At 62.6% G+C, this 21,770-nt stretch carries 19 protein-coding genes and 2 pseudogenes; 3 read left to right on the plus strand and 18 right to left on the minus strand.

Annotated elements, in window-relative coordinates; translation table 11 throughout:
* The 3 genes from E3O11_RS00005 to E3O11_RS00015 form a co-directional block, all read right to left on the minus strand.
* Window positions 1-451, minus strand: a 451-nt coding sequence (locus E3O11_RS00005) for a hypothetical protein (protein ID WP_134495334.1), incomplete at its 3' end; no start/stop codon positions are given.
* A 269-nt stretch (window positions 452-720) separates the two neighbouring features.
* The gene (locus E3O11_RS00010; protein ID WP_092448737.1) at window positions 721-1,524 is read right to left on the minus strand and encodes a PP2C family protein-serine/threonine phosphatase; all 804 of its coding nucleotides are present in this window, start codon (window positions 1,522-1,524) and stop codon (window positions 721-723) included.
* A gap of 107 nt (window positions 1,525-1,631) precedes the next feature.
* The gene (locus E3O11_RS00015) at window positions 1,632-3,068 is read right to left on the minus strand and encodes a gamma-aminobutyraldehyde dehydrogenase (RefSeq protein WP_092448968.1); all 1,437 of its coding nucleotides are present in this window, start codon (window positions 3,066-3,068) and stop codon (window positions 1,632-1,634) included.
* 123 nt (window positions 3,069-3,191) lie between these two features.
* On the opposite strand from E3O11_RS00015, the gene E3O11_RS00020 reads away from it, so the two are divergent.
* Entirely contained in the window at window positions 3,192-3,674 is a 483-nt protein-coding gene (locus E3O11_RS00020) for an Lrp/AsnC family transcriptional regulator (protein WP_092448738.1), read from the plus strand.
* A 5-nt stretch (window positions 3,675-3,679) separates the two neighbouring features.
* Window positions 3,680-5,110 carry an aspartate aminotransferase family protein gene (locus E3O11_RS00025; RefSeq protein WP_092448739.1) on the plus strand — a complete coding sequence of 477 codons (1,431 nt, stop codon included), beginning with the start codon at window positions 3,680-3,682 and terminating at the stop codon, window positions 5,108-5,110.
* Window positions 5,111-5,180: 70 nt separating this feature from the next.
* Here E3O11_RS00025 and E3O11_RS00030 read toward each other — a convergent pair whose 3' ends face one another.
* From E3O11_RS00030 to E3O11_RS00045, 4 genes and pseudogenes are all read right to left on the minus strand, one after another.
* Entirely contained in the window at window positions 5,181-6,491 is a 1,311-nt protein-coding gene (locus tag E3O11_RS00030; protein WP_092448740.1) for a DUF4192 domain-containing protein, read from the minus strand.
* A 93-nt stretch (window positions 6,492-6,584) separates the two neighbouring features.
* Window positions 6,585-8,550: pseudogene (locus tag E3O11_RS00035) on the minus strand (ABC transporter ATP-binding protein).
* Window positions 8,547-10,269 (minus strand): annotated as a pseudogene (locus E3O11_RS00040) (ABC transporter ATP-binding protein). The pseudogenes E3O11_RS00035 and E3O11_RS00040 overlap by 4 nt, the downstream one beginning before the upstream one ends.
* A gap of 168 nt (window positions 10,270-10,437) precedes the next feature.
* On the minus strand, window positions 10,438-11,400 hold the full coding sequence (locus E3O11_RS00045; protein WP_092448741.1) for an aldo/keto reductase: 963 nt from the start codon (window positions 11,398-11,400) through the stop codon (window positions 10,438-10,440).
* Window positions 11,401-11,533: 133 nt separating this feature from the next.
* Between E3O11_RS00045 and E3O11_RS00050 the strand changes: the two genes are divergently transcribed.
* Window positions 11,534-12,031, plus strand: a complete 498-nt coding sequence (locus E3O11_RS00050) for a methylated-DNA--[protein]-cysteine S-methyltransferase (RefSeq protein WP_092448742.1) — start codon at window positions 11,534-11,536, stop codon at window positions 12,029-12,031.
* 26 nt (window positions 12,032-12,057) lie between these two features.
* Here the strand turns inward: E3O11_RS00050 and E3O11_RS00055 are convergent, their stop codons facing one another.
* From E3O11_RS00055 to E3O11_RS00105, 11 genes are all read right to left on the minus strand, one after another.
* Window positions 12,058-12,873: a YaaA family protein gene (locus tag E3O11_RS00055; protein ID WP_092448743.1), complete on the minus strand. Its 816-nt coding sequence runs from the start codon at window positions 12,871-12,873 to the stop codon at window positions 12,058-12,060.
* A 13-nt stretch (window positions 12,874-12,886) separates the two neighbouring features.
* Entirely contained in the window at window positions 12,887-13,150 is a 264-nt protein-coding gene (locus tag E3O11_RS00060) for a F0F1 ATP synthase subunit epsilon (protein WP_092448744.1), read from the minus strand.
* A gap of 2 nt (window positions 13,151-13,152) precedes the next feature.
* On the minus strand, window positions 13,153-14,616 hold the full coding sequence (gene atpD / locus E3O11_RS00065) for a F0F1 ATP synthase subunit beta (RefSeq protein ID WP_092448745.1): 1,464 nt from the start codon (window positions 14,614-14,616) through the stop codon (window positions 13,153-13,155).
* A 17-nt stretch (window positions 14,617-14,633) separates the two neighbouring features.
* Window positions 14,634-15,536, minus strand: coding sequence for a F0F1 ATP synthase subunit gamma (locus tag E3O11_RS00070; RefSeq protein ID WP_092448746.1), 903 nt, complete (start codon window positions 15,534-15,536; stop codon window positions 14,634-14,636).
* 60 nt (window positions 15,537-15,596) lie between these two features.
* Window positions 15,597-17,234, minus strand: coding sequence for a F0F1 ATP synthase subunit alpha (atpA, locus tag E3O11_RS00075; RefSeq protein WP_092448969.1), 1,638 nt, complete (start codon window positions 17,232-17,234; stop codon window positions 15,597-15,599).
* 113 nt (window positions 17,235-17,347) lie between these two features.
* Window positions 17,348-18,145, minus strand: coding sequence for a F0F1 ATP synthase subunit delta (locus E3O11_RS00080; protein ID WP_092448747.1), 798 nt, complete (start codon window positions 18,143-18,145; stop codon window positions 17,348-17,350).
* Between the two features lie 3 nt (window positions 18,146-18,148).
* A complete protein-coding gene (locus E3O11_RS00085; RefSeq protein WP_092448970.1) occupies window positions 18,149-18,709 on the minus strand; it encodes a F0F1 ATP synthase subunit B in 561 nt (186 codons plus the stop codon).
* A 29-nt stretch (window positions 18,710-18,738) separates the two neighbouring features.
* Window positions 18,739-18,975, minus strand: coding sequence for an ATP synthase F0 subunit C (atpE, locus tag E3O11_RS00090; protein WP_092448748.1), 237 nt, complete (start codon window positions 18,973-18,975; stop codon window positions 18,739-18,741).
* 53 nt (window positions 18,976-19,028) lie between these two features.
* Entirely contained in the window at window positions 19,029-19,817 is a 789-nt protein-coding gene (gene atpB / locus E3O11_RS00095) for a F0F1 ATP synthase subunit A (protein WP_241994609.1), read from the minus strand.
* 195 nt (window positions 19,818-20,012) lie between these two features.
* On the minus strand, window positions 20,013-20,489 hold the full coding sequence (locus E3O11_RS00100) for a Cg1360 family ATP-synthase-associated protein (protein ID WP_092448750.1): 477 nt from the start codon (window positions 20,487-20,489) through the stop codon (window positions 20,013-20,015).
* On the minus strand, window positions 20,486-21,769 hold the full coding sequence (locus E3O11_RS00105) for an MraY family glycosyltransferase (protein WP_092448751.1): 1,284 nt from the start codon (window positions 21,767-21,769) through the stop codon (window positions 20,486-20,488). Before E3O11_RS00105 ends, E3O11_RS00100 begins: the two co-directional genes overlap by 4 nt.
* Between the last annotated feature and the right edge of the window lies 1 nt (window position 21,770).

The following is a 21,770-nucleotide window of genomic DNA, read 5'->3' on the forward strand; positions in this document are numbered from 1 at the left end:
GGCTGTCGTCTTCCGGGTCGGGTTGTCCAGAGTTATCGGCGCCAGCAGAGAACTCACCAGCGGCGCCTTCGGCCGGGAGGGAATCGTCGGCGAGGAAATCGTCCGGGAGGAAGTTGTCCGCGAGGTAGTTGGTATACAGGAACTCCTCGCGGAGGTCCTCATCGAAGAGGTGCTCGGGCGGCACCGCACCGAACACCTCGGTCAGATCGAGGTCGGCCGGAATGGTCGGGCCGTCAATCAGCTCCGGGCGGCCAGCCACCGGGCTCACTGCTGCCGGGCTCACCGGTTCCAGGTCGAGGTCATCGTACGGGGCGCAGTCTCCGAGCCCCTCGGCAATTTCAAACCGCCAATCAGCCTGACACTGCGCCCAGAACACCTCGAACTCGGCACGCTCCTCGGGTGTGGACGGCGGGTAGCCGTGAGCCGTGAGCCGCGAAGAACGGATCGACACGGCCCGGCTGGGGAGTATCGCCGCTCTGGCTCATAGAAGAAGGATACCAAAACCATGCGCCAGAGTCGAGAGATTCTCAGATATGTTTGGATTTCTGTGCGAATATGCATTCGGGCAGACCGCGCGTTGTCGAGACGGCTCAGGCCAGTCCACGGCGGTCTCGGCAAGCTCGACCAACGGAAAGAGTCGCGTTCCACAAACAGGCCACGTTTGGGAAGGCACGCTCCGGCACCCACAAAAGATCGCTTGGAAGCCCGAACGCGGGGCAATTAGTCCGTGGGTGCCTCGTAGGGGTCGACCGCCAGCACGTCAACCACGATCGCGGTGACGTTGTCTCGACCACCGTTTTCGAGGGCCGCGTCGACCATCGCTGAGACGGCATCCGCTGCCAGCTTCTTTTCGAGCAAAAAATGACGAATACCGTACGAGGTCAGTTCCTTGGTGAGCCCATCTGAGCAGACCAGGATGCGCATGCCGACCTGGATCGGCAGAATGCGATAGTCGGGAATAGGCGGTTCGTGAAAGCCGACCGCCCGGGTGATGATATTGCCGTGCGGGTGCACGTCGGCCTCTTCGCGGGTAATGCGCCCCGCATCGACGAGTTCCTGCACGACCGAGTGGTCGTTGGTGATCTGCTCGAGTACACCGTTGGACAACTGATAAACCCGGGAGTCGCCGATGTTGAAGACGATCCAACTGACGGCATCCGAAACCAGGGCCAGTGCAATCCCGGTCACCGTTGTTCCGGTGCCCTGGTCGGTGACTCCGACACCCTGCGCCATATCCTCGACGGCCAGCACGAGGGCGCGGTCAATCGAACCGGCCTCGGCGACGAGCGTTCCGGACAGCTCGGCCAGCCTGGTGACGACGGCGGCACTGGCGACATCGCCGGCCGAATGCCCCCCCATACCGTCGGCGACGGCGAACAGCGGTGGCGCGGCGAGCAGGCTGTCTTCGTTGACCTCCCGGCGATGACCAACGTCGGTCAAGGCAGCCCACGCCAGCGTTAACGACGTACCAACGCTGGGCAGTTCGACACGAAATTCGGTCGAACCTTGACCAATCTGGGTCACGGGTAGTGCCTTCCGAGTGTGGGGCGCGAAGCCGGCCCCGCCGTTCCAACGTTCACCGAAGGACTTGCACCATAATAACGGCACCGTCCGTTGGCACCGTACCGCACCTAATGTCCGATGTAGCTCATCACGTGCTTGATCCGGGTGTAGTCCTCGAAGCCATACATCGAGAGGTCCTTGCCGTACCCGGAGTGCTTGAAACCGCCGTGCGGCATCTCGGCCACGATCGGTATGTGGGTGTTGATCCAGACGCAACCGAAGTCAAGGTGCTTGGCAAAGCGCATCGCCCGACCGTGATCCCGGGTCCACACCGACGACGCAAGACCATACTGCACGTCGTTCGCCCAGCGCAGCGCCTCGGCCTCGTCAGTGAATCGCTGCACGGTCATCATCGGGCCGAAAATCTCTTGCTGCACGGCCTCGTCGGTCTGCAGCAGTCCGCTCACGATGGTCGCTTCGTGAAAATAGCCGGCCTGGCCGACGCGATGACCGCCGAGTTCGAGCACGGCGTGGTCGGGCAGCCGGTCGACGAAACCGGAGACCTGAGCGAGCTGGTTGACGTTATTCACCGGGCCGAACAGGATTCCCTGTGCGCTGGGAGCACCGGTGCGCGCGTTCTCTCTGGCGTAGGCGGTGAGCGCGGCGACGAATTCGTCGTGAATGCCGGCCTGCACGAGCAGCCGGGTCGCAGCGGTGCAGTCCTGGCCGGCGTTGAAGAAGCCTGCTGCGACGATACCGGCCACGGCGAGCTCGATGTCGGTATCGTCAAAGACGATCACCGGTGCCTTGCCACCGAGTTCAAGGTGGACCCGTTTGAGATCATGTGAGGCAGCTTCGGCGACGGCCATACCGGCCCGCACCGATCCGGTGATCGATACCAGCTGGGGAGTCTTGTGGTCGATCATGGCCGCACCGGTCGTGCGGTCACCGGTGATTACGTTGAGCACTCCCTTCGGCAGGAACTCCGCGGCGATCTCGGCAAGCAGCAGGGTCGCGCTCGGCGTCGTGTCGGAGGGCTTGAGCACGGTCGTATTGCCGGCGGCGAGCGCGGGCGCGAATTTCCAGACCGCCATGTTCAGCGGGTAGTTCCAAGGCGTGACCTGACCGACGACACCGATCGGTTCGCGGCGAATGAAGGAGGTGTGGTCGGTCAGATACTCGCCGGCCGCACGGCCCTCCAGATTGCGGGCGGCTCCGGCGAAGAACCGAATCTGATCGACCGAGAGCAGAATCTCGTCGTCGACGAGGGTCGAACGTGGCTTGCCGGTGTCGAGCGACTCGGCGTCGGCGAATTCCTCGGCACGCGCCTCCATCGCATCCGCTATGCGAAACAGTGCGAGCTGCCGGACCGCCGGGGTCGTTTCGCCCCAAATTTCGAAAGCGGATGCCGCGGCGCGGTAGGCAGCATCGACGTCGGTCGCGTTCGAGACCGGGCTCGAGGCATAGACCGATTCGGTCGCCGGATCGATCAGGTCAAACCGTTCCGTCGACGTCGACTCGGAGTGCTGGCCATTGATGAAGTTGCGTAGTTCGGGGGCGCTCATGCGGCCCAGTGTACCGATTTCGGTTTGAAGCACACCCAGATTCACAAATGAAATCCGCAGTGTTTTGCGAAGACTGCTACGGATTCGCTTGCTGAAGTGCATTTCGACTGACACAATCGATGCATGAATGGACAAAGGCGTGGTCACCCGCCCAAGCCGGCCCAGCTCGACGATGTGTCGAAGAAGATCATCGAACAACTGCAGGTCGACGGACGCCGGTCGTACGCGGAGATCGGCAAAGCTGTCGGCCTCAGCGAGGCGGCCGTGCGGCAGCGGGTGCAAAAGCTCACCGATTCCGGCGTCATGCAGGTTGTCGCCGTAACCGACCCGATGCAGCTGGGCTTCTTTCGCCAGGCGATGATCGGCATTCGAGCCTCGGCCGACACCCGCATTCTCGCCGAGCAACTCGCTGCGATTGATGCCGTCGACTATGTCGTACTCACGGCCGGCACCTTTGACATTCTCGCCGAGGTCGTCTGCGAAGACGACGACGAATTACTTGAACTGCTCAACTCCAAGATCCGCAACCTCGATGGGGTTCTCTCCACCGAGACTTTCGTTTATCTCAAACTCCACAAACAGTTTTATAACTGGGGAACACGGTAAAGAATATGACGCTCACCACACCCATCGATTCACCGGTTGCCTTCAGCGACGCGCACAACGCCGAGTTGCAGCAAAAGGCCAAGGATCATCTCTGGATGCACTTCTCCCGTCAGTCGGTGATGGAATCCGGCGCCGGAGTGCCCATCATCGTCAAGGGCAAGGGCCACCACATCTGGGATTCCCGGGGCAAGCAGTACATCGACGGCTTGAGCGGATTGTTCACCGTCAACGCCGGACACGGACGTAAGCGCCTGGCCCAGGTCGCCGCCAAGCAGGCCGAAGAACTCGCATTCTTCCCGATCTGGTCGTATGCCCACCCGAACGCGATCGAGCTCGCTGACCGCCTCGCCTCCTATGCGCCCGGCGACCTCAACCGCGTGTTCTATTCGACCGGTGGCGGCGAAGCCGTTGAAACCGCATTCAAGCTCGCCAAGTACTACTGGAAACTGATGGGACGCCCGACCAAGCACAAGGTCATCTCCCGCAACGTCGCCTACCACGGCACCCCGCAGGGTGCGCTGGCCATCACCGGCATTCCGGCAATGAAGGAAATGTTCGAACCGGTCACCCCCGGCGGCTTCCGTGTTCCCAACACCAACTTCTACCGCGCCGACGAAATGAGCCCGGGCCTTGGCCTCGGCGACAACCTTGAGATGTTCGGCCAGTGGGCCGCCAACCGCATCGAAGAGATGATCGAGTTCGAAGGGCCGGAGACCGTGGCCGCCGTGTTCCTCGAGCCGGTGCAGAACTCCGGTGGCTGCTTCCCGCCACCTCCAGGCTATTTCAAGCGCGTGCGGGAGATCTGCGACAAGTACGACGTGCTTCTGGTCGCCGATGAGGTCATCACGGCTTTCGGTCGCATCGGCAATATGTTCGCATCGACGACCTATGACATTCAGCCCGACATGATCACCTGTGCCAAGGGCATGACGAGCGGATACTCGCCGATCGGTGCGACCATCATCAGCGACCGCATCTACGAGCCGTTCAAGCACGGCGATACGACGTTTTACCACGGCTACACCTTCGGCGGCCACCCGGTCTCCTCGGCCGTCGCCCTGGCCAACCTCGACATATTCGAGGAGGAGAAGCTCAACGAGAACGTGCGCGAGAACTCGCCGTTGTTCCGCAAGGAGCTGGAGACGCTGCTCGACCTACCGATCGTCGGCGACGTGCGCGGTGCCGGCTACTTCTTCGGCATCGAGCTGGTCAAGGACAAGGGCACCAAGGAAACGTTCAACGACGACGAGTCCGAGCGTCTGCTGCGCGGCTACCTGTCCAAGGCGCTGTATGAGGCGGGCCTGTACTGCCGCGCCGATGACCGCGGCGACCCGGTGATTCAGCTCGCTCCCCCGCTGACCATTGGCCCGAAGGAATTCGCCGAGATCAGCGAGATTCTGCACGGCGTGCTCTCGGAGGCACCGAAGCACCTGTAGTTCGTTCGCCGGGACTCGGTCTCGCCTTCAAACGAATGCGCGACCGGGTCGCCGTCGGGCAGCACCTGCCTCAACCGCCGGCGGCCCTCGCCTCGTCGTCGTCTTCGTTGTTCTCGCCCTCGAAGGACCACAGAGCGTCGTCGCTGAGCGCGGCATCTTCGCCAAAGTCTTCGTCATTTTCGTAGCCGAAATCGTCGCTCTCCGCGTCGTCCCGGCGCGGAACCGCGAACGCCCACTCCGGCAGGTGTCCCGACCCGAGCAGCACTTCCAGCAGGTTCGCCATGCTGTACCGCGGGTCGATGGCGAGCGCTTGATCCACGAAGAATCCGGCAACGGAGCCACTGCCGAGGGCCCAGGACAGCCAGGCGAGCATGCAGAGCGGCGCCGGTCTGGCGGAACGCGGCGCCAGCGCAACCACGGTGCGCAACAGGGTGATGGCCATCCGGATCCGGTCGACATCCGGTCGTTCCTGCCGCAGCCCGAGCATGATGTCCCCGGTATGTTGGGCGCTCGAGTCACCGGAGTCCATCTCCTCGGCCACAAGATCGTCGAGGCTACGCCCGGTCTCGTGCTGGAGCAGGACGTAGTGCAGGTTGACCTTGTGGGCGCGAACGCCTTCCTCTCGGCCGAAGGCGAACTGCACCATGATCTGGTCGCGATTGGGCGGTGACTGCACGAGCACGAGCAGCGCTGCCGCGTCATCCTCGGTGGGCGGATTGCTCCAGGTCAGCGCTTCCTCCGCGATCGCGACCGGGTCGAGAAGCGCGCCGAGGGTAGGAAACAACTCCGGGGCATTTTCGGCCCGCGCGATCAGGTGGCGGTAGCGCCGGTAGACCCGGGCGAGGCGTTCCTTGGTGGCCAGATTGACGCCGACCGGTTCCGCGCCATTCTGCAGAGTGCCGAGCGGTCGCGCGGCCGGATCGGTCGCCTTGTCGTTCAGTGGGGACTCGGCAATGTCACTGAGCGGATGCCCGCCCGCCGGGCACTGCGGGTCGAGATAACTGCCCCAGGCATCCACTGACACGCAGAGCGAATCACGCAACAGAAAACCGCTGAGTTCGAGCCGCCGGTTCAGTATCTCCGCAAAACCCTCCCGTGGGATTCCGCGGGCTTCGACGAAGGAGTCGTCCGTGTAGATGACGGGAACGACAGCGTCGACGCCGGGAATCTTGCAGAGCATCCCGGCCAGTGTCGTGGCGATGCGTTGATACACCTTCTGCGGTGCGCCATCCTCGGGCAGGTTGAAGCGCAAGGCGCCGCAGGTGCGATTGCCGCGAAACGCGACGAGAACCGCGCTGGTCTCGGGCAAAAACCCGAGCAGCTGGGGAACGAGTGCCAGAAAGTCCTGGGCCTTCTGGGCTTTAACACGGGTTGGTTGCATGCCGCCACTGTGCCCGGTCGCGCGTAAACCCGCCGCTACCGACCGCGTATCTGGGGATCATCTCGGCGACAGGCCCCCTGTGGAGGAGACGCTCTAAACCTCGTCGCCGACCGGGGCCGCGAACTGCGCCGCATACAGCGCCTGGTAGGCACCGTTCGCGGCGAGCAACTGCACATGGTTGCCCTGCTCCACGATGCGGCCAGACTCCATCACGAGAATCAGGTCGGCGTCGCGAATGGTCGACAGCCTGTGCGCGATGACAAAGCTGGTGCGTTCGGCCCGCAACGCGCTCATCGCCTTCTGCACGAGCACCTCGGTGCGGGTGTCGACCGAGCTCGTCGCCTCGTCGAGGATAAGAACGCTCGGCTTGGCCAGGAATGCCCGGGCAATGGTGAGCAGCTGCATCTCCCCCGCGCTCACGTTGCCTCCCTCGTCGTCGAGCACGGTGTCATATCCGTCCGGAATCGAGTGCACGAACCGGTCCACGTACGTGGCTGTGGCGGCAGCGAGAATGTCTTGCTCCGTCGCATCCGGTCGGCCGTAGGCGATATTGTCGCGGATGGTGCCACCGAACAACCAGGTGTCCTGCAGCACCATTCCCATACGGCTGCGCAGGTCGTGCCGGGTCATGGTCGCCACGTCAACGCCGTCGAGCAGGATGCGCCCGGAATCAATCTCGTAGAACCGCATCATGAGGTTCACGAGGGTGGTCTTGCCGGCCCCGGTCGGGCCGACGATCGCGATGGTCTGCTCGGGTTCAGCGACGAGGCTGAGCTCTTCGATCAGCGGCTTCTCGGCGCTGTAACGGAACGACACGTTCTCGAAGACCAACCGGCCGTGCGCTTCAGTCGGCGTCTCCGCCAAGTCCGGGTCTTCGCTCTGCTCCTCGGCATCGAGCAGGTCGAAGACCCGTTCAGCGGATGCGACGCCCGACTGCAGCAGGTTGGCCATCGACCCGAGCTGCGCGAGCGGCTGGGTGAACTGGCGGGAGTATTGAATGAACGCCTGCACGTCACCGAGCTGCATGGCGCCGGAGGCGACCTGCAGGCCGCCGACGACCGCGATGGCGACATAGACGAGGTTGCCGATGAAGGTCATCGCCGGCGTAATCAGGCCGCTGATGAACTGCGCGCCGAAGCTGGCCTCATAGAGTTCGTCGTTCTTGGCCTTGAACCGGGCGTCGATTTCCTTCTACCGGCCGAACACCTTGACCAGGGCATGGCCGGTGAAGGTCTCCTCAATCTGACCGTTGAGCTCCCCGGTGTTCGCCCACTGGGCCACGAACAGCTTCTGCGAACGCTTGGCGATGAAGGCGGTGATCACGAGGGTCAGCGGCACGGTGACGAGCGCGATCAGGGCGAGCAGTGGCGACAGGATGAGCATCATCACGATGACGCCGATCACGGTGAGCAGGCTCGTGACTACCTGGCTGAGCGACTGCTGCAGGCTCTGCGAGATATTGTCGACGTCGTTGGTGACCCGGCTGAGCAGTTCACCGCGCGGCTTCTTATCGAAGTAGCTCAGCGGCAGGCGATTGATTTTCGCCGCGATCTCTTCGCGCAGCCGGTAGACGGTACGCTGCACGACTCCGTTGAGTACGTAGGCCTGCATCCAGCTGAACACGCTCGAGAGTACGTAGAGCGCGAGCGCCCAGAACAGCACGGTAGAAAGCATAGCGAAGTCGATTCCGAGCCCCGGCGTGAGCGTCATGCCGCTGAGCATGTCGGCCTGCGTGCTGTCACCGGATGCCCGCAGCCCCGCGATCACGTCGGCCTGACTGCTGCCGCTCGGCAGCGATTTCGACACCACGCCGGAGAAGATCAGGTTGGTGCCCTCGCCGAGCAGGCGCGGCCCAAGCACCGAGAACGTCACGCTGATCACCGCGAGGGCGAACACGAGCGCGAGCCACAGGCGTTCCGGCCGTAGCTTGCCGAGCAGTCGTTTGCCCGAGGCCGTGAAATTCAGGGATTTCTCGGCGGGCAGGTTCATCCCCCCCGAACGGCCCACCACCGCGCTGCGGGCGCGGAGCCGGCTTGTCGTCAGCGTGTGTCTCGCTCATGCTGCTTCCTCCGCGGTGAGCTGGGATGACACAATTTCCTGGTAGGTCGTGTTGGACTCGAGCAGCTGCTCGTGCGTTCCTCGGCCGACGATGCGGCCGTCTTCCAGCACCAGAATCTGGTCGGCGTCGATGATGCTCGACACCCGCTGGGCGACGATGAGCATGGTGGCTCCATTGGCGCTCTGTTTGAGCGCGAGCCGCAGCCGGGCATCCGTCGCGAGGTCGAGGGCCGAGAACGAGTCGTCGAAAATGTACAGCTCCGGCTGTTTCACCAGGGCGCGGGCGATCGCGAGGCGCTGGCGCTGCCCACCCGACACATTGGTGCCGCCCTGGGTAATCTTCGTATCAAGCCCGCCCTCCATTTCGGTGACGAAATCCCGGGCCTGGGCGATGGTAAGCGCCTGCCAGAGTTCCTCTTCCGTCGCATCCGGTTTGCCGTAGAGCAAGTTGCTGCGCACAGTGCCGGAGAACAGGTAGGGCTTTTGCGGTACGAGACCGATATTGCCCCAGAGCAGGTCGGGGTTCAACTCGCGCACATTCACGCCATCCACCAGAACGGAGCCGCTTGTGGCGTCGAACAGTCGCGGCAACAGGTTCACTAGGGTGGTTTTGCCACTCCCCGTACTGCCGATGATCGCCGTGGCGAGCGATGAAGCTCACGTTGCGCAGCACCGGTTGTTCGGCGCCGGGATAGGCGAAGCCCACGTCGAGCAGTTCGAGCTCGCCGTGGCCGACGGTCACGTTCACCGGGTTTGCCGGCGGCACGACACTCGACGCGGTGGCCAGCACTTCGCCGATGCGGTCGGCCGAGACGGCGGCCCGCGGAATCATCACGGCCATGAACGTGGCCATCATGACCGCCATCAGAATCTGCATAAGGTAGCTGAGGAAGGCGATCAGGGTGCCGACCTGCATCGAACCGTCTTCGATGCGGAATGCGCCGAACCAGATCACGGCGACGCTCGACACGTTGAGCACGAGCATAACGATGGGGAACATGAGCGCCATCAGCCGACCCGAGCCCAGGGCCACGTCGGTGACGTCCTGGTTGGCCTTGGCGAACCGGGCAATCTCTTGCTTCTCACGAACAAACGCCCGAACGACACGGATGCCGGTGAGTTGTTCCCGCAGCACCCGGTTGACGGTGTCGATGCGAGTCTGCATCTTGCGAAACAGGGGAACCATTCGTACGACGATGAGACCAACCGCGATGAGCAGTATCGGCACGCTCACCGCGATCAGCCAGGACAGCTGCACATCCTGGCGGATCGCCATGATCACGCCGCCAATGCTGAGGATGGGCGCGGAGACGAGCAGTGTGCAGGTGGTGAGCACGAGCATCTGCACCTGCTGCACGTCATTGGTGGAGCGGGTGATCAGCGACGGAGCGCCGAACCGGGTGACCTCCTGCTCGGAGAACTCCCCCACCCGGCTAAAGACCGCCCCGCGCAGGTCACGACCGACCTTCATCGCTACCTTGGCACCGAAGTACACGGCGACGATCGCGCACCCGATCTGCGCGAGCGTGATGAGCAACATCAGCCCGCCCACACGCAGAATGTAGCCGGTGTCGCCGGTAGCGACGCCCTCGTCGATGATGTCGGCGTTGAGAGTGGGCAGAAAAAGGGAAGCAATCGACTGGGCCAGTTGAAAGACGATCACCCCGGTAAGCAGTTGCCAGTAAGGCCGCAGAAAACTCACGAGCAAGGACCAAAGCACGAAACTCTCCTACTGAACGGTCTAGATGCGTGAATAGGCACCGCCCAGACCGAGGGGTCGACGCAGCTACCTCTGATGCCATAGTGCACTCTTTCCGACACGTCGTCGACCGAAATATTGCGCGCTGCGCAAAAAACGCCGACTTCGGCACAACTTCACATCAGACGTTCAGGCAAAGAGGTCCGAAATGTAAGCCACCTCGTCGACGCTCGGCTGCCACGCGGTCGCCGCGCTGGCATTTTGACGAATCTGTTCGGGCTTGGTCGCGCCGGCAATCACACTCGTCAGCCCGGGCTGGGCGAGCAGCCAGGCGAACGTCGCCGCCAACATGCTAACGCCACGCGCGTCGCACCACTCCTGGTACTGCTCGATCACGTCCCAGGGAGCATCGTCAGCGAGGTGGCGCCGGATCATCATGATGCGGCTGTCAGCTGGCCCACCCGCACGGGAGAACTTGCCCGTGAACAGTCCGTTATAGAGGGGGAAGAACGGGAGAAAGCCCAAGCCGTAAGCGTTCACGGCCGGAAGGACCTCCTCTTCGACATCGCGCACCAGCAGGCTGTACTCGTTCTGGCTTGAGATGAATTTGGGATGCCCGTTCATTTGCGCTGTGAACTCCGCCTCCGCGATCTGCCAGCCGGCCAGATTGGAGTGGCCGATGTAGCGAATCTTGCCCTCGGTGATGAGGTCATCGAGCGTGGACAGCGTTTCCTCGATCGGTGTCAATGGATCGGCGACGTGCAGCTGATACAGGTCGATCCAGTCGGTTTGCAGACGTCGCAGCGATGCCTCAACGGCCAAACGGATGTATCGGCGCGAGCCGCGCGCGCCCCAGTCCGGACCGTTCAACCCGCCCATGTCCATGCCGAACTTGGACGCGAGCACAATCTGGTCGCGTTTGCCGCGCAGCGAGTGGCCCATCAGGGTCTCGCTCAGCCCTCGCTCGGCACCATAGATGTCTGCCGTGTCGAAGAGCGTCACCCCGGCCTCGAATGCCGCATCAATGACGGCGGTCGTGCCGTCCTGTCCCTCCGACGCCGTGCCGCTGCGGCCGAAGTTGTTGCAACCCAGTCCGATCGTTGAAACGGTCAGTCCGGAGGAGCCAAGTCTGCGATATTCAATCTGAGCCATTCCTTTAGACTATGACCGTTCGGCCTGCTCGGGGCAAACCGACCGTCTCCTGCACAGCGCACCGTTGCGCGCGTTCGGCACCGATGTCCGAAATCCGCGAGCGCGCTCATTTGGGTGCGGCTACAGTCGAAATATGACCACCACGCCTCCCGCGCTCCTTCGCTTGCCGAGCCCCCTCGGGCGGCTTGAGCTCACCGCCGATGATGACGGCATCCTCTCCCTCTCGATCGAAACGGACGGTCACCTTCCGCTCGCAGAATACGCCGAGAACCCCTCCCCCGTGCTGCGACAGGCGGCCGAGCAGCTGGACGAGTACTTTGCGGGCACCCGACACTCGTTCGACCTTCCGGTGCACTTGACCCGCGGCACCGAATTTCAACGCAGCGTGTGGGCTCGCCTCTCAACTCTGGGCTTCGGCGAGGTCATCTCGTACGGTGCGCTCGGCACTGACATCGGGCGCGCCGGATCGGGCCGCGCCATCGGTGGAGCTGTCGGCGCCAACCCGGTGCCGATCATAATCGGCTGCCACCGCGTGCTCGCGACCACGGGGCGAATCACCGGTTACAGTGCCGGTCAGGGCATCCCCACCAAGGCCTGGCTGCTCGACCACGAGGGCATCATGCACCACTAGCTTGCTCCCGAAGACACGTCTGCGTGCTACTGCGCCGTGAAGATCGTCGACTTCGCCGGCTGGCCCTTGCTCGCCAAGTGCTGCTCGACGAGAAGCTGAAGTTCACCGGGCGCACCGGGTGCCAGGCTGATACCGACCGACCGGGCCCAGTCGATCAGGTCGGCAACGGCCCCGAATTCCTGCCCGCTGTCGATCAATGCCCGCGCGAATTCCCCCTTGGACTTCTTGTTGAAGTGATTGAGAGCGCGCCTCTGGCTGTCGCCGCTGTCGGCGACGACCCGCAGGTAGATCGAGTTCGGGCGCACCGGACGGGCACCCAGGGCGACATAGGCCTCCGAGCGCAAATCAAGCAACAGGCCCTCGGTTCGGCCGAGGAGCTTCTGCACGTCGGCGGCCCAATGTTGTTTGAGCGAATGCTTGTTCAAGGTCAGATCCGGCACCCGGGAGTCATGCGACAGCCGGTAGGCCGGAATCGGGTCCAGGGCAGCGAGCGGCCCGAGCAGCGCGGAATGCACGACCAGGTGGGCCTGCGCGAACTCGCGCTGCGGGACCGTCAGGGTGGCAGCATCCAACCCATCGAAGAGCACCCCGGTATAACGGTCAATGACTGGCATGGTCGGCGACCGCAGAAGCTCACGGTTGCGGTCCAGTTCGAACAGCTGGGTGCGACCGAGTTTCAGGGCGGCCATCGCCGCTTCCGGGTGCCGCGACAGGCTCACCAGCGCCCGGGCCAGGGATCGGCGCTTGACGCTGAGGGCCGGGTAGGCCAGGAGCGACCAGTCCAGGGGTACAGCTTCGCCGCCGGAGCGTTTCGTCTCCGACGGCGGTAGCAGTATCAGCAAAGGTGTTCCGTTGTTAGACGAGTTCAGCCTTGCGAGCCACGACGGTCACAATGTCGTTGTCGACGGACAGAAAGCCATCTTCAGCCTTCGCGACGACCTTGGAACCATCGGCCAGGGTGAGGCGAACATCGCCTATGGCCAGAATCGCCAACATCGGTTCGTGACCGGCAAGAATACCGATCTCGCCCTCGACGGTCTTGGCGACGACCATCGTCGCTTCGCCGGTCCAGACCTGCTGGTCGGCCGACACAACGCTGACGGACAGCGACTTTGCCATGCTTAGTCGTTCTCTTTCTGAATCTGAGCCCACTTCTCTTCGACGTCGTTGATGCCACCGACGTTGAAGAATGCCTGCTCGGCGACGTGGTCGAAGTCACCGTTGGCGATCGCCGTGAACGACTCGATGGTGTCCTTCAGTGGAACCGTGGAGCCCTCAACACCGGTGAACTTCTTCGCCATGTAGGTGTTCTGGGAAAGGAACTGCTGAATACGACGGGCACGGGAAACCGTGACCTTGTCTTCTTCAGACAGCTCGTCAACACCGAGGATCGCGATGATCTCCTGGAGTTCCTTGTTCTTCTGCAGAATGGCCTTCACGCGAACGGCCGTGTTGTAGTGATCGGCACCCAGGTAGCGGGGGTCGAGGATACGGCTGGTAGAGGTGAGCGGGTCGACGGCCGGGTAGAGGCCCTTCGACGCGATTTCACGCGACAGCTCGGTCGTGGCGTCGAGGTGGGCGAACGTGGTCGCCGGAGCCGGGTCGGTGTAGTCGTCGGCAGGAACGTAGATCGCCTGAAGGGAGGTGATCGAGTGGCCACGCGTGGACGTGATGCGCTCCTGCAGGATGCCCATTTCGTCGGCGAGGTTCGGCTGGTAACCCACGGCGGACGGCATACGGCCGAGCAGTGTGGAGACCTCTGAACCGGCCTGCGTGAAGCGGAAGATGTTGTCGATGAAGAGCAACACGTCCTGCTTCTCGACATCGCGGAAATACTCCGCCATGGTGAGGGCAGAGAGCGCGACGCGCAGACGCGTTCCCGGCGGCTCGTCCATCTGGCCGAAGACCAGTGCGGTCTTGTCGAAGACGCCGGCTTCTTCCATCTCGGCGATGAGGTCGTTGCCCTCACGGGTACGCTCACCGACTCCGGCGAATACCGAAACTCCACCGTGGTCCTGCGCAACGCGCTGGATCATTTCCTGGATCAGAACGGTCTTGCCGACACCGGCACCACCGAACAGGCCGATCTTTCCACCGAGAACATACGGCGTCAGAAGGTCGATGACCTTGATACCGGTCTCGAACAGCTGAGTCTTCGACTCGAGCTGGTCGAAGGGCGGCGGCTTGCGGTGGATGGGCCAGCGCTCCGTGATCTCGATCTTCTCGCCCGGCTTGGCGTTCAGCACATCGCCGATGACGTTGAAGACCTTGCCCTTGGTGACGTTTCCGACCGGAACCGTGATGGGGCTGCCGGTGTCGCGCACTTCCTGGCCGCGGACAAGTCCGTCGGTCGGGTTGAGTGCGATGGCACGAACCAGGTCGTCGCCGAGGTGCAGGGCAACCTCGAGGGTGATCTCGTTCGACTCGTCGCCGATGGTGATCGTGGTCTTCAGGGCGTTGTAGATGCCGGGGATCGAGTCATGCGGAAACTCGATGTCGACAACAGGGCCCGTGACACGGGCGATGCGGCCAACAGAGCCGGCCGTATCCTCCGCGCGGACTGGCGCGGTTGCGGTGTCAGTCATTGCTCTCTCTTCTCTGGTTACTTCTTGGCGGATGAGAGCGCATCGGCTCCACCCACGATCTCGGAAATCTGCTGGGTGATCTCGGACTGCCGCGCGTTGTTCGACAACCGCGTGTAGTCCGTGATCAGCTTGTCGGCGTTGTCGCTGGCCGACTTCATCGCCTTCTGACGGCTCGCGTGCTCGGACGCCGCCGACTGCAACATGGCGTTGAACAGACGACTCTCGATGTAGACCGGGAGGAGGCTGTCCAGAACCGTTTCCACGTCGGGTTCGAACTCGTAGAGCGGAAGAACCGTGTTGTTGCCCGGTTCTTCCACACCCTCGACGACCTCGAGCGGAAGCAGTCGAACGACTTCGGGAACCTGGGTAACCATGCTCACGAAGCGGTTGTAGACGATGTGAATCTCATCGACGCCGCCATCGGAGTAGTCCGTGAGGAACGACTCGAGCAGGGCCTCGCCGATTTCCTTGGCCGTTTCGAACTGCGGCTGATCGGTGCCGCCGGTCCAGACTCGCTCAGACGCGCGGCCCCGAAACGTGAAGTAGGCGATGGCCTTACGGCCCACCAAGAAGTAGACGATGTCTTTGCCCTGGCCGCGCAGCAGCTCACTGAGCGACTCCGCTTCACGCAGAACCTGCGAGCTGAACGCACCGGCCAGGCCACGGTCGGAGGCGAAGATAACGACCGCTGCACGCTCGATCTTCTCCGGCTCCGTTGTGAGCACGTGCTCGACGTTCGAGTACGTGGCCACGGCCGAAACGGCACGAGTCACTGCACGCGAGTACGGGGTTGACGCAGCGACCCGCGCCTGCGCTTTCTGGATGCGCGAGGCGGAGATTAGCTCCATGGCCCGAGTGATCTTCTTGGTCGTCTGGGCAGACTTGATCTTCTGCCGGTAGACGCGAAGTTGCGCTCCCATGTGTCTGCTTCCTTGTCTTTCAGTTTGATGAGATCAGTGGCACCGCAAGTCGAAAAGCGACTAGCGGCGGTGCTTGACGATCTTTTCCTGGTTGACGTCTTCGGCGGCGATGGCCTCAAACTTCTCTTTGCCAACCGAGGCGAGCGGCTTGCCCTCGCCGGTCTGGAACTCGAGCTTGAACTTGTCGACACCCGCGGTCAGAGCGGCAACGGTCTCGTCGGAGAGAACGTTGGTCTCGCGCAGGTTCTTCAGGATCTCGGTATTGCGACCGAGGAAGTCGAGCAGCTCGCGCTCGAAACGCAGCACGTCGGGAACCGGAACTTCGTCGAGCTTGCCGTTGATGCCGGCCCAGATCGAGACAACCTGGTCCTCAACGGGGTACGGCGAGTACTGCGGCTGACGCAGAAGTTCGGTTAGACGAGCGCCGCGAGCGAGCTGACGGCGGCTGGCCGCGTCGAGGTCGGAGGCGAACATCGCGAAGGCTTCGAGCGAGCGATACTGAGCGAGCTCAAGCTTGAGCGTTCCAGACACCTTCTTGATCGACTTGACCTGCGCGTCGCCACCGACGCGGGAGACCGAGATACCCACGTCAACAGCGGGACGCTGGTTGGCGTTGAACAGGTCGGACTGCAGAAAGATCTGGCCGTCAGTGATCGAGATCACGTTGGTCGGAATGTAGGCGGCAACGTCGTTGGCCTTGGTCTCGATGATCGGAAGACCGGTCATCGAACCGGCGCCGAGGGCGTCGGACAGCTTGGCACAACGCTCGAGCAGACGGGAGTGCAGGTAGAACACGTCCCCGGGGTACGCTTCGCGTCCCGGCGGGCGACGCAGCAGCAGCGAAACGGCACGGTAAGCCTCGGCCTGCTTGGACAGGTCGTCGAATACGATGAGAACGTGCTTGCCGGCGTACATCCAGTGCTGGCCGATGGCCGAACCGGTGTACGGGGCGAGGTACTTGAAGCCAGCCGGGTCGGAAGCGGGGGCGGCGACGATGGTGGTGTACTCCATCGCTCCGGCATCCTCGAGCGCACCCTTCACCGAAGCGATGGTGGAGCCCTTCTGTCCGATGGCGACGTAGATGCAACGAACCTGCTTGTTCGTGTCACCGGACTCCCAGTTGGCCTTCTGGTTGATGATGGTGTCGATCGCGATCGCGGTCTTGCCGGTCTGGCGGTCACCGATAATGAGCTGACGCTGGCCGCGGCCGATCGGGATCATGGCGTCGATGGCCTTGATACCGGTCTGCATCGGCTCGTGCACGCTCTTACGGTGCATGACACCGGGGGCCTGCAGCTCGAGGGCACGACGGGCCTCGCTGACAATCTCGCCGAGACCATCGATCGGCGCGCCGAGCGGGTCGACGACGCGACCGAGGAAGGCGTCACCGACGGGAACGGACAGAACCTCGCCGGTGCGGTGCACCTCCATGCCCTCAACAACGCTGGCGAACTCGCCGAGGACGACGACGCCGATCTCATCTTCATCGAGGTTCTGGGCCAGGCCCAGGGTGCCGTCGGCGAATTTGATGAGCTCGTTGGCCATCACGCCGGGCAAGCCCTCAACGTGGGCGATACCGTCACCGGCCGTGGTGACGTAGCCGACCTCGGTCGTCGATGTCTTGTTCGGCTCATAGGACTTCACGAAGTCCTGGAGAGCGCCACGGATCTCATCGGGGCTGATCGTTAGTTCTGCCATCATCTTCCCTTTTCTGTACGGCTGTACAGGTTCTGTCTGTTCAAGACGCTGCCGCCCTGAATCTGGTACTGCGTGGTTTACGGTGCTGCTGGTTTTGCCGAACTGCGCAAAAATCAGCTGGCGAGCTGGAGTCTCAAATCGGCCAGGCGGGTTGCAATGCTGCCGTCGATAACCAGATCGCCGATCTGTACGCGTACTCCCCCGACCAGAGCCGGGTCAACGACCTGGTTGATGGTGAGTGCACGCCCATGACGTTCCTGGAGACTCTTGCGCAGACGGTCGAGCTGGGCGTGCGTCAAAACGCTCGCCGAAGTGATGGTGGCAATCGACGTTCCGGCTTGGTCGGCGACAACGGATGCCGCCTGCCGCAGCAATTCGCCGATGCGACGGCCGCGAGGCTGCTGCACCAGGTGGCGAACGATTGCGAGCGTCTGACCGGACACCTTGCCGGCCAGGAGCTTTTCAACGAGGGCGGCTTTGGCGTCGATTTTGCCAAGCTTGCTGGCCAGGGCCAGTTCGAGCTCGGCGTCAGAGGAGACGGTCTTGCCGAAGGAGAACAGTTCGCCCTCGATCGACGTTTCGGTCGAAACAGACAGGGCGGATGCCCGAAGGCCCAGTTCTTCGATCCCAGCGAGCAGGTCGTCGTGGCTGGACCAGCGTTCGGCAACGGCTGCGGCGAGCAGATCCAGCGCCCGAGGCGTCACGCTCGCACCAAAGACGGCACGAACGAGGGTGACCTTGGCCGCAGCATCCGCTGATGCATCGCCAAGCGCCGACAGGAGTTGCGACGACGACCCGATCACTCGACCGGCGCCGAAGAGGCTTTCGCCCGTCGCCAGATCAGTCGTGCTGCCGGGGACGGACAGTGCCGCCCTCGATGTGGCGAGTGCTTCTCTGGTGGCGCTTCCCATTGGTTAGATCTTTCCTGCTACTGGCGCTTCGCTGGCTTCAAGTTCGGCCAGGAAACGATCGACAATGGCGCTGGCCTTGGCGTCGTCGGACAGGCTTTCCCCAATGACACCCGAGGCGAGGTCAATGGCGAGAGTGCCGACCTCACTGCGCAGGGAGACAACGGCGGCCTGGCGTTCGGCTTCGATCTGCGTCTTGGCACTGGCCGCGATGCGGCCGGCCTCGGCCGTGGCCGCTTCCTTGTGCTCAGCGACAATGCGCTGGCCATCGGTGCGGGCCTGGTCACGAATCTGACCGGCTTCGGCGCGAGCTTCAGCGAGCTGAGCCGTGTACTGCACGAGTGCAGCTTCGGCCTTGCGCTGGGCGTCGTCGGCTTTGGCGATGTTGCCTTCAATGGCTTCTGCACGATCGTCAAGAAGCTTCTGCATCTTGGGGAGCACAAGCTTCCAGAAGAAGAACAAAATCACGACAAAGCAGACCGCCGACCAAATAATGTCGTACGGCTCCGGGATGAGCGGGTTTGGCGCCGCTTCTTCCGTCGCGGCTGCAATTACTGCGTGAAGCATCATGCCTCCTAACTAAGTAGTGAAGAGGACTAGTTCGTGAAGATGAAGTAGGTCGCGATGCCGATGAAGGCGAGCGCCTCGGTGAAGGCGATACCGATGTACATCAGCACCTGCAGGCGGCCAGCCAGTTCAGGCTGACGTGCGACACCCTCAATGGTCTTGCCAACGACGATACCTACACCGATTGCCGGGCCGATGGCTGCGAGGCCATAACCGACGGTCGCGATGTTTCCGCTGATTTCCGCGAGAACGGTTGTTGCGTCCACGTGTGTTTCCTTCCATAGTGGTGAATGCGGCGATCGCCGGATTCGTAAAGTGTCTAGTGTTCCTCAGCCAGCGCGAGCTGGATGTAGACGGCGGTGAGTAGGGCAAAAATGTAAGCCTGGAGGACGGCGATCAGCACTTCGAACAGCGTGAAGGCGAAGCCGAAGACGAGGGTGCCAGCACCGAAGAGCTTGAAACCACCATCGGCAGTGAAGAAGAAAAAATGCGTGGCGCTGAAGAACAGCACGAGCAGAAGGTGTCCGACGATCATGTTCATCATCAGTCGGAGAGTCAAGGTGACCGGCCGCACCAGGAACGTCGAGATAAATTCAATCGGCGTCACGATGATGTACAGGGCTGGCGGAACTCCGGGCGGGAAGAGCGAGTTACGAAAGAACTTGCCCGGGCTCTTCTTGATGCCGGCGTAGATGAAGGTTCCGTAGGAAATGACGCCTAGCAGCAGCGGAATCCCGATCACCGACGTACCGGCGATATTGAGGAACGGGATGATGCCCGTGATGTTCATGAACAACACCATGAAGAAGATGGTCGTCAGAAGCGGCAGAAAACGCTTGCCGTCTTTCTTACCGAGCAGGTCTTCGGCGATATTGACGCGAACGAAGTCGAGTCCCATTTCGGCCAGGCTCTGGCCGCGGGTCGGAATGATCTTCATGCGACGCGTACCAAGCCAGAACACCAGCATCAGGACCGCAACCGCGAGGAAGCGAATCAGGATGATGCGGTTAATCTCGAACGGAGTATCGGCGAAGAAGATTACATCGGGGAAGAACTCATTGATGGAGGGACCGTGGAATTCACCGTCGTCGGTGGCAGACGGGACCATCAGGTTTACGGCGATTTTTAGCAGCGCTTTCTCCTGTTTCGGGGCGGTGAGCTCTGCTCGCGCATCGACGAATATGGGCAGGTTCACTACGCTGTAAAGCATGTGCAAACCGGGGTTGGATCGGTGTTTACTCTAGCAAAGATCAGGCGCTGCGCCGAATCGAGAGCGGGATGGGTCGAGGCTTGGGTGCCAAGGTCAGTCGTCGATGGGTGCAGGGGGCAACGTGACGTCACTCGTATAGGGCATTCGACTCTTCATCACCACGACCGCATCGACCACGAGGGAGCCGATCACTCCGGCAATGATGCAGAAGAACAGCACCATTGGCTGAATCCAGGCGCGGTCCTGCAGCAGCACCAAAAGCACCAGGAAGACGACGAACTTGAGCAGCCAGCCGCCCATGATGATGCCAAAGAATCCACCGATGGCGGACTCGTTTCCGGCCACGCGGTTGGCCAGGAGAATACTGCCGGCAGTGATTCCCATGAAGGCGACCGACATGGCCGTTCCGATCAGAGCGCTGAGTACCCCGGTACCGCCGTCGACGACAAAGCCCACAATGGATCCGACCACCGCGATGGCCACGGCGACGTAGACGCCGTAGATCAGGATGCGACGCAGCACGGGGATCGAGGTGGGCTGGGTGGGGGCGGGCGTGTTGGTGCTGGTCATGCGTTCTCCTCGGCAGGCGTCGCCGCGGGGGCGGTCGCTCGTGTCGTTGCGGGGTCTGATAGTACGGGTGTGTCTGTGGTGTGCTGGGCCGCGACGTCGAGCGGGTCGAGTTGATTCAGAACGACCACCGGCAGCGGCGCCGACTGGCTGGCCCACTCGCCGGTCTTGCGGCGACCGAGCGGGGCGAGGGTGACGATGGTGCAGATCAGGAGCGAGGTCACCAGGAAGATGGTCGCGTAGCCGGTGGGAAGACCGAGGTAAACCGGCAGGATGTAGTAGAGCAGGCATCCGATGGATGCTGCGGCTGTCCACCCATAGAAGATCAGCACGGCATGCAGGTGGGAATGTCCCATATCGAGCAAGCGGTGGTGCAAGTGTTTTCGGTCGGCACTGAAGGGTGACTTGCCCGCGTGTACCCGGCGGAGGACGGCGAGCCCGAAGTCCAGCAGCGGGATGATCATGATCGCCAGGGGCAGCAGGAGGGGAATGAAGGCCGGGAACAGCTGCGAACGGTTGAGGGAGGTCAGGTCGATCTGCCCGGTGATGGCTATCGCGCTCGTGGCCATGAGCAGGCCTACCAGGAGCGCACCGGCGTCACCCATGAACATCTTCGCTGGATGCCAGTTCAACGGCAGGAACCCCACACAGGCGCCGACCAGGATGGCAGCAATCAGCGAGGCGAGGTTGAAGTAGTTGGTCGGCGAGGTGTCACGCACGAGCAGGTAGCTGTACAGAAAGAAAACGCCGTTGGCGATGAGGGCGACGCCGGTGACGAGACCGTCGAGGCCATCGATGAAGTTGATCATGTTCATGACGACGACGATGGCGACGACCGTGACGACGATCGACGTCCAGCCGCTCCAGACCGTCAGTCCGCCGATCGGCAGGGAGTAGATCTGCACGCCCTGCCAGGCCACGAGCCCGGCGGCGATGAATTGGCCGGCGAGTTTCGTCATCCAGTCGAGGTCCCAGATGTCGTCGGCCACCCCGACCAGCACGATCAGCAGCGCTGCGCCGAGGATCGCGAGGATCTGCTGCGGGTCGGCAAAGACCAGGCGCAGCGGTGCGAATGCCCCGGCCGTGAGGTAGGCGATACCGAATGCGACCAGGATGCCGAGGAACATGGCGATTCCGCCGAGGCGCGGCGTCGGGCGGGTGTGTACGTCACGTTCCCGAATCTTCGGGTAGAGACGGTACTTGTGGCTGAGCTTGTAGACGACGATCGACAGCCCGAAGGTGACGATCGCCGAAACGAGCGCGAGCAGAATGAATACTGTCATG

The sequence above is a fragment of the Cryobacterium levicorallinum genome, from assembly GCF_004402405.1.
In the GTDB taxonomy this organism is placed as follows: Bacteria; Actinomycetota; Actinomycetes; order Actinomycetales; family Microbacteriaceae; genus Cryobacterium; species Cryobacterium levicorallinum.